General features: G+C 70.9%; 6 protein-coding genes. 4 read left to right on the top strand and 2 right to left on the bottom strand.

Features of this window, described 5'->3' with window-relative positions; translation table 11 throughout:
• Positions 1-12: 12 nt before the first annotated feature.
• A complete protein-coding gene (locus DL519_RS16090) occupies positions 13-1,023 on the bottom strand; it encodes a Dyp-type peroxidase (protein WP_223839073.1) in 1,011 nt (336 codons plus the stop codon).
• Positions 1,024-1,249: 226 nt separating this feature from the next.
• On the opposite strand from DL519_RS16090, the gene DL519_RS16085 reads away from it, so the two are divergent.
• Positions 1,250-2,572 (top strand): NosD domain-containing protein, encoded by a 1,323-nt coding sequence (locus DL519_RS16085; RefSeq protein WP_223839074.1) that lies wholly within the window; start codon positions 1,250-1,252, stop codon positions 2,570-2,572.
• Positions 2,573-2,579: 7 nt separating this feature from the next.
• Here the strand turns inward: DL519_RS16085 and DL519_RS16080 are convergent, their stop codons facing one another.
• Positions 2,580-3,290 carry a hypothetical protein gene (locus DL519_RS16080; protein ID WP_223839075.1) on the bottom strand — a complete coding sequence of 237 codons (711 nt, stop codon included), beginning with the start codon at positions 3,288-3,290 and terminating at the stop codon, positions 2,580-2,582.
• 322 nt (positions 3,291-3,612) lie between these two features.
• Here DL519_RS16080 and DL519_RS16075 point away from each other — a divergent pair, with 322 nt between their 5' ends.
• The 3 genes from DL519_RS16075 to DL519_RS16065 all read left to right on the top strand — a co-directional run bounded on the left by DL519_RS16075 (position 3,613) and on the right by DL519_RS16065 (position 18,382).
• Positions 3,613-6,075 (top strand): SdrD B-like domain-containing protein, encoded by a 2,463-nt coding sequence (locus DL519_RS16075; RefSeq protein ID WP_223839077.1) that lies wholly within the window; start codon positions 3,613-3,615, stop codon positions 6,073-6,075.
• Positions 6,076-6,815: 740 nt separating this feature from the next.
• Positions 6,816-18,182 (top strand): amino acid adenylation domain-containing protein, encoded by an 11,367-nt coding sequence (locus tag DL519_RS16070; RefSeq protein WP_190815960.1) that lies wholly within the window; start codon positions 6,816-6,818, stop codon positions 18,180-18,182.
• Entirely contained in the window at positions 18,179-18,382 is a 204-nt protein-coding gene (locus DL519_RS16065; RefSeq protein ID WP_190815959.1) for an MbtH family protein, read from the top strand. The genes DL519_RS16070 and DL519_RS16065 overlap by 4 nt, the downstream gene beginning before the upstream one ends.
• Positions 18,383-18,461 lie beyond the last annotated feature (79 nt).

Raw genomic sequence — 18,461 nt, 5'->3', positions numbered from 1 at the left:
TGGTCGATTTGTTCAGTGGAACAGTGTGGTGCCAAGTGGGTGTTGTTGGTCGAATCCGGGGAGTGTCAGGAAGGTCGCGCTGGCGGTGGTGGTGGTGAATTTCAGTAGTGCGTCGGAATGATCCATGCGGGTCAGGGTGTTGGTGAATGTTCGTATGTCGTTCTGGTGGCTGATGAAAAGCAGGCCGGGGGTGGGTTCGTCGGTGCTGTAGGAGCGACGGAGCATGAGGCCGACGCCAACGACGTTGGGGTGTGCTCTGCGGACGTGGGCGTCTGCCGGGATGAGGTAGCGTCCGTCCGGGGTTTTGGCGCCGAGGTCCGGGTCCGAGGTGATGGTGCCACCGGAGAGTGGGGCGCCGGTGGCTCGGTACCGACCGAAGACTGCTTCTTGGTCGGCAACGGACAGTGTGGCGAACCGCGGTAGATCGAGTTCCATGCGTCGCAGTACGGTGATGGTGCCGTCGGCGACTGGAGCCGGCCCGGGCAGCCATAGGTCTCGTTGTTCTTGGACGGTGGTGTGCGGGCCCACGATGCCGTCGATGAAACCGAAGAGGTTTCGTGGGGCGGTAAGGCCTTGATCTACGGGAATGTTCGAACCGCGGCGCCCGGACTGCCGCCAGCGTTCGTGTATCCGGTCACCGGCCTGGTCGACAAGCGCGGCAGCGGCGACCGGTACTACCAAGGCGTCGCTGGCGCAGATCTGTATCAGCAGGTCACCACCGTGTGCTTGCGGGGCGATCCGTTCCCGGGAGAACTGTGGGAGTTCCACGGCGCCGGGGAGGGAAGGATCGACCATGCGCACCAGTCGGGGGCCCACTCCGATCGTCACGGTGAGATCGCCCGGGGGTAGGCCCAGCAGTCGTGCATCGGTTCCCGCGGTGAGTGTGAGGATGGCCTGGCCGAGGTCGGCCAGTAATGGGCCGAGTGCCACGGCGTCGCCGAGGTCGGCCACCATGGCCAGCAGATTGGGCTGGGCCGGCTGCGGGAGCGTGATGCCCGCCTGATGCTGGCCCGTCGGTGACACGGGCGTGGTGGACGCGGGGGCATCACGTTGGCCCGGCTGAGGGGGGCCCGATTCGCATCCGGCGGTGAGGCCGGTGGCCATGACGGTACCGGTGACACCGAGGAACGCGCGGCGTGACGGGCGATGATCGGCTCGGTTCACGGTAGGGAGAGTGCCATATCCGCCCTCCCACAGGTGAATCCGGTGTCCATGCCACACTGCGATCATGTCTCGTTTCGGTCTTCGCGTGACAGTCGCGGTGCTGGGTACGCTGATACTCGTCTTGGCCGGCTGCGGCGCCGGCGATGACGGATCGGGCCAGGGCCGGCGACCGGCCGGTGCGCACGTGACGATCCGAGTGCCGGCTGACGCCCCGACGATCTCGGCCGCGGTGTCGCTCGCTCAGCCTGGTGATCTCGTGTTAGTGGCGCCGGGCGTGTATCCCGAGTCGGTGAAGATCGCCACGGCTCGGATTACCCTTCGGGGCGAGTCCCGGGACAAGGTCATTATCGACGGGCGGTTGCAGCAGCCCAATGGCATCGTCGTCGCCGCAGCCGGGGTGGCCGTGGAGAACCTGACCGTGGAGAACAACACGCAAAACGGGGTACTGGTCACCGGTTCGGCGAAAGCGGTTGCCGGATTGCCGGGGACAAGCGGCGGCTATGACACCGGCGACGAGCCCGTCACTTTCCTGAAATCGTTCTTGGTTTCCCATGTGACCGCGACCCGCAACGGGCTGTACGGCATCTACGCGTTCTCCGCGCAGGACGGTGTCATCGAGCACTCGTACACCTCAGGTGCGGCTGACTCGGGGATCTATGTCGGGCAGTGTAAGCCGTGCAATATCGTGGTGCGGGACAACATTTCCGAACTCAACGCGGTCGGTTACGAAGGCACCAACGCCAGTGGCGAGGTGTACGTGGTTGGTAACCGTTTTGTCGGTAACCGGGTCGGACTCACCATCAACTCCGACCATCAGGAGAAGCTGCTCCCGCAGCGGGGTTCCGTCGTCGCCGGCAACCTGGTCGCGGGCAACCAGCAGACACCGACCCCCGAGCAGGCCGACGGCGGGTGGGGCATCGGCATCGGCATCGATGGCGGCAGCGACAACCAGTTCATCCGCAACCGCATCGCCGGCAATACCAACGCTGGACTGGTGATTACCGCAACCGCCGACCTACCACCGGAGGGAAACCAGATCGTGGACAACACCTTCGCCGCCAACGGTATTGACGTCGGCTGGAGGTTTCCCACCGCCACGCAGGGACGGGGTAACTGCCTGCACGACAATGATCTGCGCACGACGGTGCCCGCTCAGCTCGTGACGACCGCGTCCTGCCCGGTTCCCGCCCAGTCGCCCACACCGTCGGGCACGTGGGCGATCCCGACGGCACCCGGCGGTATCCCGTTCACCGAGGTGGCTGTGCCTGACGCACAGCCACAGTTCCCGAATGCCACCACCACCGGTGCCACGGCTGTTCCGGCCGTTCCGGTACTACCGGAGACCGCAAGCATCCCGCTGCCCTCAGCGTCACTGCTCGCCGGCAAGGCGCTGGTGCAGACATCCTGAGCGGCGGCTACGGCCTCGGGCCGACTCCGGGTACCGGCTGAACCGGAACATATTCCCCGGTGTCGAAATCGATGACCACTGGCTGCGGTTCGGAAGCCACCTCGACCTGAACCCGATACATGGTGCCGTCCGAGCCGATCCAGTAGCGCACGGTGCCCGCCGTACCAGGGTTGGCACCGGCATCCGGCCCCGTCATGACGTCCACCTGGTGCCCGTCCCACTGGTCCTGTCCCCTCCAGGTGGCGCCGTTCTGTGGCAGTAATGCGGCGTTGTCAGGCCGGTCGCTGCCGAGACTGAGCGCGATGGCCAACGAAGCGTCCAGCGCACTACCCGTCGTGTGCAGCGGACGGCTGAACCAATCCGGCCCGGGCGGCGATGCCGGTGCTTCCGCCGGGGCGTTCGCCATCGGGTGGACAAGCACGGTGGCAGCCGTCCATTCGATCAGCCCATCGCTGGACGTATCACGCCCGGTACCGTGCACCACGCCGTAACCCAGTTCGGCGCGGTAGTCGATCGACCCCCTGATGACCAGCCCACCAGCGGTACTCGGCACGGTGATCGTCACCGCACGGCCCCCCGCCTGGTAATTGCGAAACCGCGTAATCGCCAGCCGGTTCGCCTCATCCGAGGTCAAAGCACGCGGACCGGCAGGGCCCGAACCGCCACCAATGACCAGAAACGCGACCACCGCGACACCCACCAAGCCCAGGACGGCCACCACCCACCATGGCCGCAACCACCGGCGCAGGCCAGCGCCCCACCGCACACGACACTGCCGGACTCTCATACTCCGCACGCCGCGCAACGTTAACAGGCCCGCCGATTCACCCCCTAATTCACCAATCTTGGCAGCCGCACGGCGTTCTGCTTATATATAGCGGTTCGGGATGATCTTTCGGGGTCGGCGTGTCACCTGGGCTACGAAGCGGCTGTTCAGCCCGAAGAGGGCTTGTTCATCATGACAAGGGGCAGCGATAGCTATGAGTCGAGCCGGTAGAGGATCGACCCGGACAGCCGGGAAACGGCTGGTGCGGTTGGGCTTGAGCGTTCTGTTGCTGGTAGGCAGCGCCACGGGCCCGATTGTGGGGACGGCTTGGGCGGCCGGCGCTTCGGCAATTGACGGCACACTGACGGTTCAGGTGCTGCGGGATTTCTTCGGCACAGGCGTGATTAACACGACAATGGATGTGCCGCAGCAGGGCATGAAGGTTGACGTTTCCGACCCCACTGGACATCACGTCACCGGCATCACGGATGCCACCGGAAAGGTCGTGGTGTCGTCGTCGACCGTGCTGACCGGCGGCCAGTACCGCGTCGATGTCACTGTTCCGGCTCCCTACAGCAATTATTTGCGGGCGGCGCCGGCTTCGACCGCGGCGAACCACTTCGACAGCTTCACCACGTTCGTGGACGTGTCGGGCGGCAAGAACGCCTCGGTGATCACCGGGGTCTGGAACGCGGCCGACTACACGCTCCCCGATTCCCGGTATTTCGTGCCGATCCAGAATGGTGCTAGTGGGACCGACACCCGGGCATTGGTGGCGTTCGGAGTGAACATCCGGGGTACGTGTCCCAGCGACGTGGCGTGTCCGACCACGCTTGCCACGCAATCCCAGGTGGGCACGACTTTCGGGCTGGCCTACGACAAGTACCGGCAGCGGCTGTTCCAGAGCGAGTTCGCCCGGCGGCACGCCCCATACGGGCCGGATGGTGGTGACGCCATCTACACCGTGCCGGTCAAGGGCGGAAGCGCGCCGACCCTGTTCGCGAAGGTGCCGGGCGCCGCGGTGACGCCGCACGACACCGCGAACATGATTAAGGATCCCGGGTTCACCAACGCGCCGGGTAAGGAGAGCATCGGTAGCCTGGCCCTGTCGGAAGACGGCGCGACGCTGTACGCGGTGAATCTGCTGACCCGGACCTTGGTGAGCTTCGATGCGACCGGGGCCACCGCATTACAACCCAAAGCGACGGTGCCGATCCCGGACCCGGGTTGCGCGGCGCCCACCGACTGGCGGCCGTTCGGGCTTGAAACGCACAACAACACGCTTTATGTCGGTGGCGTGTGTTCCGCGGAAAGCACTCAGAACCGGGCGGACCTGAAGGCTGTCGTCTACGCCTACGACGGCAGGCAATTCAGCACGGTGCTGACCCAGCCGCTTACTGCCGAGCGCGGTTACGTCTACCACGGTAGGCCTGGCGAGGCCCAGAACAACCACTGGAACCCGTGGAACACCAACCTGTTGACCTGGGACGAATTTCGCCTGGGCAACACCTCCATCAATCCGCAGCCGGAGTTGGCCAGCCTCGCCTTCACTCGTGACGGCTCGATGATTCTAGGTTTCCGCGACCGGTTCATGGACGTGATCAGTGCGGGTGGGATCGACCCTCGGCCGGGCAACAACACCCCGGAAAACGGCATGTCCGGTGGTGACATCAACATGGCCTGCGCCAAGCCCACCGGTGGATACTCGTGGGAAGGCACCGGAAACTGCCCCAACCACGCGGACGACGCCACCGGCGGCAGCCAGAATAGCGGCGTCGTCGAATATTTCCCGGGCGACTACGTTCCGGTCAAGGGTGCCCCGAGCCAGACCCCCGGGGCGCACCAGGAAGCCGCACAAGGGTCGGTGGCCTACATTCCGCAGCAGCAATGGGTCATCAGCACGGAGATGGACCCGGCCGGCAACTACAGCACTGACGGGACCGGTTACTACAACATCGAGACCGGTAAGGGTCCCGGTAACAACCCGCCCGCCAACGGGTACCAGTTCGTCGCTTCGAACCAGAATGGGTTCGGTAAGGCCGGTGGGCTCGGCGATATCGCCTATACGGCAGCGAATGCGCCGATCCAGATCGGCAACGTGGTGTGGTTCGACGGCGACCACAACGGAATCCAGGACCCCGGACAGGTGCCGCTACCGGGTGCGACGATCAACCTGTTGGACGCCAGCGGTAAGCAGGTCGCCACGACCAAGACCGATGCCGCCGGCGAGTACTACTTTGGTGGGGTCGGCGCCGCCTACCAGCTCACCCCGGGTGCGAAGTACACCGTGCAGTTCGACGTGTGTACCGCGAACACCAGCAAGGTGCCAAGCCAGCCGCCGGCTACCGAGCTCCGGTTCACACTCCCATTGGCCGGTGAGGACCGGGCGCATGACTCCAATGTGATCCCGCCGACCACCGGGCAGCTGTGCAACGGATACGCACCTGTCACGGCCCCGGCCAACCCAGGAGGTGTTGATCACACGATCGACGCCGGCGTGTACATCCCACAGGCACCGCCGACGACCCCGATGCCGCCAACATCGACACCGCCGACGTCTGAGCCGCCGGCGACCCCGATGCCCACCACGCCGCCCCCATCCAACACGCGGACGGACTCGCTGGCCGACACCGGTATTTCCAGCCTGCCAGTGATGATCTTCCTCGGTGTAGTGCTCCTCGGTGCGGGCGCGGCATTCGTGTTCGTGAGCCGGAAGCGTCGCGCCAAGCAACGCTGAAAACCGGGGTGGTCTGCCCGCCTGCGATCCGGAATAGCGCGGGCGGGCAGACCACGCCTGTCGGATGCCCTCGACGAGAGCAGCCGTGAGGCCTACTTCGTCGCGGCTGAACGGCCCGTACTTGGTCAGCCCGCGCCAGGCGAACTGCTCTGTTTGGTGGTGCGCGCCGGGTCGAAGCCGGTAGCTCAACGGTGCATGTGGTGGACGCTACGGTGCGCCCCCGTGTTCCCGACAGTTAGAGATTGATCGGACACCGCACCCCTCGGGGGCCGGCGTTCGCGTTCGCGGTGGAGCTGATCGGCCGCGAACCGCTGCATGTGCCGGCCGAATAGGGTGGCTGGATGGTGCCCGTCCTCAGGGTGTGACCGGGAACATCACCCGCGAAGTCCAAATTGCGCCAATTGAGTGTTTTGTGTCGACTTGCGTGTGGGCGTGTGCCAGAGTCGGGACGTGCTTGAGGGAGATCACCGCCCGCGAGGCGGTAGGTGCGGCGCGTGAAAACACATCTTGCGCAGGACCCGAGCTCGTGGCCTGGCTGGCGGGGTATCCGTCGGCCGCGGCGCGTTCCCGCCGAAGATCCGCTGATGCCGGTGAAGTGACACCAGGCCCGGGCGCAGCGCGCCATCGCGAACTCTGCTCGTGATCCGACGAAATCCACCGTGCCCGGTCGCGCCGCGAGGCGACCGGTGCCGATCGACGCTGTCAGGCGCGGGTCACCCCCTTGCCGGTGAGGACTGCCGATGACCTCGCACGACCAGGCCACCGAACTCCCCGTCTCCGAAGCCCAGCTCGGGATCTGGCTGGCCGAGCAGGCCGGTTCCGCGAGCTCCTCGCCGTACCTGTGGGGCGAGTACGCCGAGATCACCGGGCCGCTGGAGGTCGGTCTGCTGTCCACGGCGGTGCGGCTGTCCGCGCGGGAGGCCGAGGCGGTGAACACCACCTTCACCGAAGGGCCCGACGGTCGCGCGCGCCAGCACCTGCGTCAGCTCGAGCCCGCGGTGGCGGTGCACGACCTCAGCGGTGCGGACGATCCGCACGGCGCGGCGCTGAGCTGGATGCGCGCCGAGCTGGACCGGCCGCTGGAGCTGCGGGACGGGCCGGTCCACGGCGCGGTGGTGCTGCGCCTGGCCGCGGAGCGGCACCTGCTTTTCCAATGGGCGCACCACATCGCCCTCGACGGTGTCGGTATGACGATGCTGACCACGCGGATCGCCGGGATCTATGACCACCTGTACCGCGGGCTCCCCGTCCCGGCCGGTCAGTGGGGCGGCCTGGCGGGGTTGCTGGCCGAAGAGGACGGTTATCGAAGTTCGGCGGAGTTCGACGCCGACCGGCGGTGGTGGCACGAGCACCTCGCCGATGGTCCCGGTTTCCTGAGCATGGCCGCCCGGCCGGCCGCTGCCGCGGCGAGTTCGCTGCGGCTGACCACCACGTTCGGCGAGGCGGAGTTCGCGGAGCTGCGCGCGGCGGCCGACCGGTTCGGCAGGCGCTGGTCGCGGCTGGTGATCGCGGCGACCGCCCTGCACACCCAGGCGATGTCGGGCAGCCGGGAGGTGGTGCTGAGCCTGCCGGTGCCGGGACGGTTCAGCGGGTTCAGCTGGACCGTGCCGTCGATGTCGGCGAACGTGCTGCCGCTGCGGTTGCGCCTGGACCCGGCGGATACGGTCGCCGAGCTGCTCGGGCAGGTCTGCGACCGGGTGCGGTCGGTGCAGGCCCACCAGCGGTACCGAGGAGAGCGGCTGAGCCGGGAGGCCGGGTATCCCGAGGACGGCCGCAGGTTCTTCGGGCCGGTGGTCAACGTGCAGAAGTTCGCCTACGGGCTGAGCTTCGGCGATGGCACCGCGACCGTGCACAACGTGGCGGCGCCGCCGTCGGAGGACTTCTCCGTGGTCGCCTACGACCGAGGTGATGGGCGGCTGCGCTTCGACTTCGACGCGAACCCGGCCAACCACGACCGCGAAGTGCTCGCGGCCGCCCGTGACCGGTTCCTGCACCTGCTGGAGCAGTTGGTGCGGGCCGAGCCGGGCACCCGGATCGCGCGCCTCGAGACGACCACCCCCGCCGAACGGGCCCTGGTGCGGTCCGCGGGCACCGGGGCGGCGGGCTCCGCTCCCGCGCAAGACCTGGTGTCGCGGTTCGCCGAGCGGGTCGCCGCCGCGCCTGAGGCGTTCGCGGTGCGCTCACACGCCACCGGTGAGCGGCTGACCTACCGCGAGCTCGACGCCCGCGCCGATGCGCTGGCCGCGCGGCTCGTGGCGGCCGGGGCAGGTGCGGAGTCTCCGGTCGGGCTGCTCGTCGAGCGCTCGGTGGGCCTGGTGGTGGCGGTGCTGGCGGTGGTGCGGGCCGGGGCGGCGTACGTGCCGCTGCACCGGGCCGACGGGGCGCACCGGTTGCGCTCCATCGCGGACGGGGCGGATCTCGCGCTGCTGATCACCGATGAGGCCACCGCGCAGGACGAGTTCACCGGCTGGTTCCGCGGCACCGGGACCGTCCTGGGCGTGGCAGCGGGCGGCGGCACGGCCCCGGTGACCGCTGCGGTGATCACGCCGGGCCGGTTGGCCTGCGTCATGTTCACCTCGGGTTCCACCGGAACGCCGAAAGGCGTCGCGATCACGCACGAGAACGTGGTGCGCTTGACCGAGGACCGGTGGTGGGCCGAGGGCGCTGCCGAGCGGGTGCTGCTGCATTCCCCGCACGCCTTCGACGCGTTGACCTTGGAGCTGTGGGTCCCGCTGCTGACCGGTGGTGAGGTCGTGCTCGCCCCGCCGGGCGAAGCGGATCTGCGGGTGCTGGGTGGGGTGGTCGCCGGGTGCGGGGTGACCGGGCTGTGGTTGACGGCGGGGTTGTTCGACGCGGTCAGCCAGGAGGCCCCAGGGTGGCTGCGCGGTGTCCGGCAGGTCTGGACGGGCGGCGACGTGGTCCCGGCGGCGGCGGTGCGCCGGGTCCGGGCGGTCGCTCCGGAGCTCGTGGTGGTCAACGGCTACGGCCCGACCGAGACGACCGTGTTCGCCACCCGCCACGTCGTCGACTCCGAGGACGCCACCGCGGTGCCCATCGGCGCGCCGATCGACGGCAAGCGGGTGCACCTGCTCGACGCCGCGCTGCGGCCGGTGCCGGTGGGCGCGGTAGGGGAGCTCTATCTGGCCGGGTTCGGACTGGCTCGCGGTTACCTGGCCGATCCGGCCGCGACGGTGCAGCGGTTCGTGGCCTGCCCGTTCGGGGCGCCGGGCGAGCGGATGTACCGCACTGGTGATCTGGCGCGGTGGAACCCGGACGGCACGCTGCACTTCGCCGGCCGCGGCGACGGCCAGGTCAAGTTACGCGGTCACCGCATCGAAACGGGTGAGGTCGACGCCGCGCTGGGACGGGCCGCGGGCGTGCGGCAGGTGGCGACGGTGCTGCGCGAGGGGGAGACCGGGCGGCGGCTGGTGTCCTACGTCGTGGCCGAGCAGGCGGATCCGGCCGCGTTGCGGGAGCACGTGGCCGCGCTGCTGCCGCCGTTCATGGTGCCCTCGCAATTCGTGGTGGTGGCGGAGTTGCCGTTGAACCGCAACGGGAAGCTGGACCGCGCCGCGCTGCCCGATCCGGCCGAAGACTCCGCGCCGCAGGAAACGCCCACCGAATCCCCGGTCCCGGCGTCGGCGGCCGAGGAGCTGCTGGCCGGGTTGTTCCGCGAGGTGCTCGGCTTGGCCGAGGTGCCGCCGGACCGGGACTTCTTCGCCCTGGGCGGTGACAGCATCAAGGCGATCCAGCTCGCCAGCCGGGCCCGGCGCGGTGGCCTCGAACTCGGCACCTCCGACGTGTTCCGCCACCCGACCGTGGCCGCGCTGGCCGAGCGGGTGGGTGCGGCCGCACCGGCGCTGCCGGGGCCGGGTGCTGCGGCCGGTCCGCTGCCGTTGACGCCGATCATGCACTGGCTGCTGGAACGCGGTGGCGCGCTGGCCGGGTTCGCCCAGTGCGCGACCCTGCGGGTGCCCGCCGAGCTGGGGGAGCAGGGGCTGCGGTCGGTGCTCTCGTCGCTGGTGCGGCGGCACGACGCGCTGCGGTTGAAGCTCACGGCCACCGGTGGGCTGTGGAACCTGCAGGTCGCGGCGCAGGCCGGGTTCGACTTCGCGCGGGTGGACGTGCGCGAGCTCGCCGAGCAGCACAGGCGGGAGCTGGCGGGGCAGTGGGCGCGGCGCGCGCAGGCGCGGCTGGACGTCGAGACCGGCCCGGCGGTGAGCGCGGTGTGGCTCGATGCCGGTGGCGAGCCGGGCACGCTCGTGCTCGCGGTGCACCACTTGGCCGTGGACGGGGTGTCGTGGCGGATCCTGCTCGACGACCTGCGCGAGGCGGGGCAGGTCGTGCTCGGTGGGAGGTCCCCGCGGGCGGAGGCCGCGGGGACCTCGTTCGCGCAGTGGGCGCGGGCGCTGCCCGAGCACGCGCGGGAACCGGGAACGCAGGCGGAGTTCCCGCGGTGGCGCCAGGTCGCCGAGGTCAGCGGGCCGTCGGCGCAGCCGGGCGCGGAGTCCGACCGCGGTCACCTGTCGTTGCAGCTGCCCGAAGAGATCACCGCCGGTGTGCTGGAGCAGGCAACGGCCGTTTTCGGCTGCTCCGCCGAGACGCTGCTGCTGAGCGCCTTCGCTCTCGCGGTGGCTGACGGGCCCACAGTGCTGGTGGACGTGGAGCGGCACGGGCGCGAGGAGTTCGGCGGGCTGGACCTCTCGCGCACCGTCGGTTGGTTCACCACGCAGTTCCCGGTGCAGCTGCAACCGGGGGCGGCCTGGTCGCAGGTTCAGCAGGACCGCCGCCTGCTCGGCGAGGTGGTCGAGAACGTGCGGGCCGCGCTGGGTGCGGTGCCGCGCAACGGTTTCGGCTACGGCCTGCTGCGCTACCTGAACCCGCAGAGCGCCCCGGTCCTTGCGGGCGGGCCGCAGCCGCGCTTCGGGTTCAACTACCTCGGCAGGTTCGACGCGGGCAGCGACGCGGACTGGTGCCCGCGCTCGTGGGCGCCGGTGCTTGGCTCGTCGATGCCGCAGGACATGCGGATGGTGCACCTGGTCGAGCTGGATTGCGCGGTCACCGACGAGCCCGGCGGGCCGCGGCTGACCGCGAACTGGTCCTGGGACGGGCAGTTGCTCGGCGAGCGCGAGGCCGCGGTCCTGGGCGAGCGCTGGTTCGCGGTGCTCGGCGCGATGGCCGAGCACGCGCGGGAGGGTGCCGGGCAGCGGGCGGACACGGTGCTGCCGCTGCCGCCGCTGGCGCAGGGGCTGCTCTTCCACTCGATGTACGACGCGCAGGCCGCCGATCCCTACCTGGTGCGGTTCGTCTTCGAGCTCACCGGAGAGCTCGACGAGCAGCGGCTGCGCGAGGCGGTGCACGCGTTGCTGCGCAGGCACCCGCAGCTGTCGGCGGCGTTCCGCCACGACGCTGAAGGAGCGCCGGTGCAGGTCTGGCCGGCGAGCTTCAACGTCGAGTGGACGCGGCGGGAGGACGCCTCGGCGCGGGAGGTCTCGCGGTTCCTCGACACCGACCGGGCGCGGCGCTTCGACCTGGCAGAGGCCCCGGTGTGGCGGGCGGCCCTGCTGGGCGCGGGCGCGGACCGGCACGTGCTGGTGCTCAGCACCCACCACATCGTGATCGACGGGTGGTCCACGCCGATCCTGATCAACGATCTGTTCGCGCTCTACGCCGGAGCGGCGCTGCCCGCACCCGCCGACTACCGGCGGTTCCTGGACTGGACGCGGGAGCGCGACGGCGCCGCGCACGAGGAGGTCTGGCGCACGATCTTGTCCGATGTGGACGGTCCAACGCTGGTGGCTCCGGCGGCGGGCCGCGGCGCCGGGGACCGCGGCCGGGTGTTCGACCGGCTCGACGCGGCCGACACGGCCGCGGTGCGGCGCACCGCGCAGCGGCTGGGTTCGACGGTGAGCACCGTGGTGCAGCTGGCGTGGGCGATGCTGCTGGGCGCGCTGACCGGTCGCGATGACGTGGTCTTCGGCGCCACGGTCTCCGGCCGCCCGCCGGAGCTGCCGGGGGTGGAGGAGGTCGTCGGGCTGCTGATCAACACCGTTCCGGTGCGGGTGCGGCTCGATCCGCGGCGCACCGTGGCCGAGGCGCTGGCGGCACTGCGGGACCAGCAGCTCGCGGTGCTCGAGCACCAGCATGCGGACCTGACGCGGCTGCAGGCCATCGCCGGGCACGGGGAGCTGTTCGACACCGCGGTGGTCTTCGAGAACTACCCGTTGGATGACTCCGGCGGCCATCCCGTGCCGGGGCTGCGGGTCACCGGCGTCGAAGTGCTCGACGGCACGCACTACCCGCTGTCGCTGATCGCGGTGCCCGGTGATCAGCTCGGGTTCCGGCTCGACCACCGCCTCGACGTGCTCGACGAGGCCGCGGCACGGCGGCTGCTGCGGCGGCTGGCCGCGGTGCTGGCCCGGATCGGCGCGACACCGCACTCCCGCCTCGGCGAGATCGGGCTGCTGCTGCCCGGCGAGAACCTCGACACCGCAGCGATCTCGCTGCCCGGACTGCAGCACGCCGCGCTGCCGGAGCTGTTCGAGGCGCACGCCGCGGCGCGCCCCGAGGCCGTCGCGGTCTCGTTCGGGGCGGAACGGCTCACCTACGGCGAGCTCGACGAACGGGCGAACCGGCTGGCGCAGCTGCTGATCGCGCGCGGCGCCGGGCCGGAACGGCTGGTGGCGCTGGCGTTGCCGCGTTCGCCGGAGCTGGTGGTGGCGTTGCTGGCTGCGCTTAAATCCGGGGCGGGGTACCTGCCGCTGGACCCGGAACACCCGTTGGAGCGGATCCGGCGCACCACCGCCGACGCTGAGCCGGTGGTGATCGTCTCGGTGCGCGCGCTGCGGCCGGTGCTGCCGGCGCAGCCCGGCGCGCTGCTGCTCGACGATCCCCGAACCAGAGCCGAGCTGGCCGCCGCCGGGGCCGAGGCCCCGCGGGTGCCCATCCACCCGGACCACGCGGCCTACGTGATCTACACGTCCGGTTCGACCGGTGAACCCAAGGGCGTGGTGGTCTCGCACCGCAACGTGCTGCGACTGCTGGAGGTCACCGACGACCTCTTCGGGTTTGGGCCCGATGACGTGCACGCGCTTTTCCACTCCTGCGCGTTCGACGTGTCGGTGTGGGAGCTGTGGAGCGCGCTGGGCCGGGGCGGGCGGCTGGTGGTGGTGCCAGGCGAGGTCACCCGCGCGCCTGGGGTGCTGCGGGAGCTGCTGGACGCCGAAGGGGTCACGGCGCTGTCCCAGACCCCCTCGGCGTTCTACCAGCTCGCGCAGGAAGAACCCGGCGGCGGACTGCCCGCGCTACGCCACGTGATCTTCGCCGGGGAAGCGCTGGACCCGGCCCGGCTGCGCGGCTGGCACGGCCAGCAGCGGCCGCGGCTGGTCAACATGTACGGCATCACCGAGACCACGGTGCACGCCACCTGGGCGCTGCTGTCCGACCCGGCCGAGACGCGCAGCGTGATCGGGACGGCGCTGGCGGACCTGCGGCTGCACCTGCTCGACCACGCGCTGCGCCCGGTGCCGCCGGGATGTCCAGGGGAGATCTACCTGGGCGGGCCCGGGGTGGCGCGCGGATACCTGGGGCGGGCGGGGCTGACCGCCGCCCGGTTCGTCGCCGACCCGTTCGGGCCCGCCGGTGCGCGGTTGTACCGCTCCGGCGACCTGGCGCGGGCGCTGCCGGACGGGTCCTTGGAGTACCTGGGGCGCGTCGACCTGCAGGTGAAGGTGCGCGGTTTCCGCATCGAACCCGCCGAGGTGGAGCACGTCCTCGAACTGCACCCGTCGGTGGCCCGCGCGGTGGTGCTCGCCCAGCACGACGACACCGGCGGCGGCCGGCTGGTCGCCTACGTCGTGCCCACCACCGAGGTCGATCCCGCTCAGTTGCGGGAGCACGCCGCGACGCTGCTGCCCGCGCACATGGTTCCCGCATTCGTCGTGGCCGTCGCCGAGATCCCGCTGACCGCCAACGGGAAGCTGGACCGCGCCGCGTTGCCGGAGCCCGGGAGCGGGCGCGCCGCGGGCCGGGCACCCGGCGGGGCGCTGGAGCGGTTCCTGTGCGAGGCGTTCGCCGCGACGCTGGGCCTACCGGAGATCGGGGTGCAGGAGAGCTTCTTCGACAGCGGTGGGCATTCGCTGCTGGCCACCCGGCTGATCAACCGGGTGCGCTCCGGGCTCGGCGTGGAACTCGACATCCGCACCCTGTTCGACGCGCCGACCGTGGCCGAACTCGCCGGCCACGTCGCCCACGCCCGCACCCGCGACCGGCCCTCGCTGCGCCCGGACCGGCGACCGCAGCGCGTACCGCTCTCACCCGCGCAGCGGCGGCTGTGGTTCATCAGCGGCTTCGACGAGTTCGCGACCACCTACAACATGCGCTTCGCGGTCCGCCTGGACGGGCCGCTGTCGGCCACCACGCTGCGCGCGGCGCTGGGCGACGTCGTGGCCAGGCACGAGAGCCTGCGCACGGTGGTCGCCGAATCCGACGACGAACCGTGGCAACAGGTGCGCAGCCCCGAGCAGCTGCGGTTCGAGCACATCCAGGTCGCCGAGGCCGATCTAGCGGCGCGGCTGACGGCGGACTCCGCGCACCGCTTCGACCTCGCCGCCGAGTTGCCGATCCGCGCCACTCTCTACGAGCACGGTCCCGACCGGCACGTGCTGCTGGTGCTGCTGCACCACATCGCGGTGGACGGCTGGTCGCTGGCCCCGCTGGCCCGCGACCTGTCCACCGCCTACCGGGCCAGGTCCACCGGTCGAAGCCCGCAGTGGCCCACCAGCCCGGTGCAGTACGCCGACTTCACCGTCTGGCAGCAGGCGATCGACGCCGAGCCGCAGCTGCGGCACTGGACGAAGGTGCTCGCCGGTGCCCCCGAACTGCTCCCGCTGCCCACCGACCACCCCCGCCCGCCGGTCTCGGCGCACCGCGGCGAGACGATCGAGGTCGCCCTGGATGAGAAGCTGCACGCGGCGGTGCTGCGGCTGGCCCAGGACCACGACGTCAGCCCGTTCATGGTGCTGCACGCCGCGTTCGCCGCCCTGCTGTGCAGGCTCGGCGCCGGTGAGGACATCCCGATCGGCACCCCGGTGGCCGGGCGCAACGACGCCGCGCTGCACGACGCGGTGGGCTGCTACGTCAACACCGTCGTGCTGCGTACCGACCTGTCCGGGCGGCCCAGCTTCAGCGAACTGCTGCGGCGGGTCCGGGCAGCCGACCTCGACGCCTTCGACCACCAGGAGGTGCCCATCGAGCGGCTGGTGGAGGTGCTCAACCCGGCCCGCTCGCTGGGCCACCACCCGCTGTTCCAGGTGATGCTGGCCTTCCAGGACACCCCGCCGCAGGAGTTCGACCTGCCCGGCATCAGCACCGAGCAGGTGGCGCTGCACGGCGAGTCCTCCCGGATGGACCTGCTGCTGAGCCTGCGCCAGAACCACACCCCGACCGGGATGCCCGAGGGCATCACCGGGGTGCTGGAGTACGACACCGAACTGTTCGCCCCGGACACCGCGCGGAAGCTGATCAGCCGCTTCGAGCTCCTGCTGCGCGCCGCGGCCGACGCGCCCGGCACACCGATCGCCGAGCTGCCCGTGGTCTCCGAGCAGGAGCAGCACTGGCTGGTCCACAGCTGCAACGACACCGCCCGCCAGGCCCCGCCGACCCCGTTGCACGAGCTGTTCGCCGCGCAGGTCGCCCGAACCCCGCACGCCGAGGCGGTGCTGCACGACCACGGAGCGCTGACGTTCCGGGAACTCGACCAGCGGGTGCGGGAGATCGTCGCGCAGCTCACCGAGCACGGCATCGGCCCGGGAGCGCTGGTGGCCTTGGCCCTGCCCCGCACACCCGACCTGCTCGCCACGATGCTGGCGGTGCTGCGCACCGGCGCCGCCTGCCTGCCCTGCGAACCGGACTGGCCCGCCGCGCGCACCGGCGCCGTGCTGGACGACGCCCGGCCCGCGCTCGTCGTCGGCACCGACGCGCGCGGCGAGCTGAGCTTCACCCGCCCCGGCCGATCACCCGCACCGATCGCGACCGGTACCGCTTACGTCATCTACACCTCCGGCTCCACCGGCCGCCCCAAGGGCGTGGTCGTGGCGCACCGCGCGGTGGTGAACCTGCTGGCCGCGCTGGCCGAGCTCCTGGAGGTCGGCGTGCGGGACCGGGTGCTGGCCACGGCCCCGGCGGGGTTCGACATGTCCGTGCCGGAGTTCTACCTCGGCGCGCTCACCGGCGCGGCCGTGGTCCTGGCCGACCGCGACACCACCCGCGATCCCGATGCGCTGCTGGAGCTGGTCGAACGGCAGCGGGTGACGGTAATGCATGCGACACCGTCGCTGTGGCGCACCCTGGCCGCCGACCGGCCGCGGGCGTTGCGTGGCATCCGAGGGGTGATCGGTGGCGAGGCCGTGCCCGGCCCGCTGGCTGAGCGGCTGCGCGGACTCGGGGTGCGGCTGCTGGCCTGTTACGGCCCCACCGAGACGACGGTCTGGTCCAGCGCCTGCCCGGTCGAAGGCCGGCAGCGGGAGGTCGTGCCGCTGGGCCGTCCGTTGTGGAACACCGCCTGCCACGTGCTCGACGAGCGGCTGCGCCCGGCACCGCCGGGCACCGTCGGCGAGCTCTACATCTCCGGACTCGGCGTGGCCACCGGCTACCTGCACCGGGCGGCGCTGAGCGCACAGCGGTTCGTCGCCGACCCGTTCGGCCCGCCCGGCACCCGCATGTACCGCACCGGCGACCTCGCCTCCCGCGCACCGGACGGGTCGCTGCGCTTCCACGGCCGCGCGGACGAGCAGGTCAAGATCCGCGGCCACCGCGTCGAACCGAGCGAGGTCGAGGCCGCGCTGCTCGGGCACCCGCAGGTGCGGGCCGCCGCGGTGACCGTGCACGCGCACGATGCCCACGACCGCAGGCTCGTCGCGTACCTGGTCGCACCCGGCGTGGATCTCGCCTCGGTGCGCGAGCACCTCAGGGCGAGGCTGCCCGGATACATGATCCCGTCGCGGCTGCTGACCTGCGACGAACTGCCACTCTCGTCGAACGGGAAGCTGCTGCGCGACCGGCTGCCCGTCCCGGCCGAGGACACCGCAGCCGAGCAATCCGCAGCCGAGGAACCGGACGTGGCGGCGCCGGTGCGGGTGCTGTGCGAGATCTTCGCCGAGGTGCTGGGGACCGCCCGCGTGGGGCCGGAGGAGAACTTCTTCGAACTCGGCGGGCATTCGCTGATCACCGCGCCCCTGATCGCCCGGATCCGCTCGCGGCTCGGCCTGCGCGCGAAGGTCCGCGACGTGTTCGAGGCGGGCACCCCGGCGGCGCTGCACCGCGCGCTGACCGGCCCCTCCGCAGCAGGAGGGCACCTGCTGCCGCTGCGCTCCGGCGGTCAGGCCGCGCCGCTGTGCTGCGTGCACCCGCTCAGCGGCCTGGGCTGGTCGTACGCCGGGCTGCTGGCCCACCTCGACCACGACCAGCCCGTCTACGCGCTGCAAGGTGACGCAGGCGCGCAGCCACCGGGCAGCATCGAGGAGATGGCCGAGCGCTACCTGCAGGAGATCCGCTCGGCGCACCCGCGCGGACCGCTGCACCTGCTCGGCTGGTCCTTCGGCGGCCTCGTCGCCCACCACATGGCGATCAAGGCGCGCGACCGGGACCTGCAGGTCGGCTTGTTGTGCCTGATCGACCCACCGCTGGGCGCCGAGCCCGCACCGATCGACGCGCAGCGGGTGTACCGCATCCTGCTCACCGCCATCGGCCACGACGACCAACCCGAGGGGGAGCTGACGTTCGAGGCGGTCTCGCAGCTGCTGCGCCGAGACGACGGCGCGTTCGCCGCGTTCACCGAAGCCGACATCGCCCGCACCGTGGCCACCGCCCGGCACAACGTCGAGCTGCTGCGCGGCCATCGGCCGGGCCACTACCCCGGCGACGCCGTGCACATCGCGGCCGAAGCCGGTCCAGGAGCCCGGGGGTGGCGCGCGTACGTCGGCGGCGAGCTGGCCACCTATCGGATCGACCTGCCGCACGACCGGCTCATGCAACCCGAGCACGTCGGCGAGATAGCCCGCATCGTGCGCGACCACCTCACCGAGCAGAAGGGCCACGGCACCCCATGACCAACCCGTTCGACGACGAGGGCGGCACGTTCCTGGTGCTGCGCAACGAGCAGGCGCAGCACTCCCTGTGGCCGGCGTTCGCCGCGGTGCCCGCGGGCTGGGAGGTGGTGTGTGCGGAGACCAGCCGGGCGGAGGCGCTCAGCTACGTCGAGCTCAACTGGACCGACCTGCGCCCGGCGAGCCTGCGCGAGACCCCCTGAGGTGTTCTCGCCCGCGCTCCGCGGGAGCGCCTGGCTTTGCGCGGCGTCGCAGCTGTCCTCGCCAGCGGACCGCGAGCCC

Origin of the sequence: Saccharopolyspora pogona (assembly GCF_014697215.1) — a bacterium.
GTDB lineage: Bacteria > Actinomycetota > Actinomycetes > Mycobacteriales > Pseudonocardiaceae > Saccharopolyspora > Saccharopolyspora hattusasensis.
This window is presented reverse-complemented; position numbering and strand designations above follow the sequence as displayed.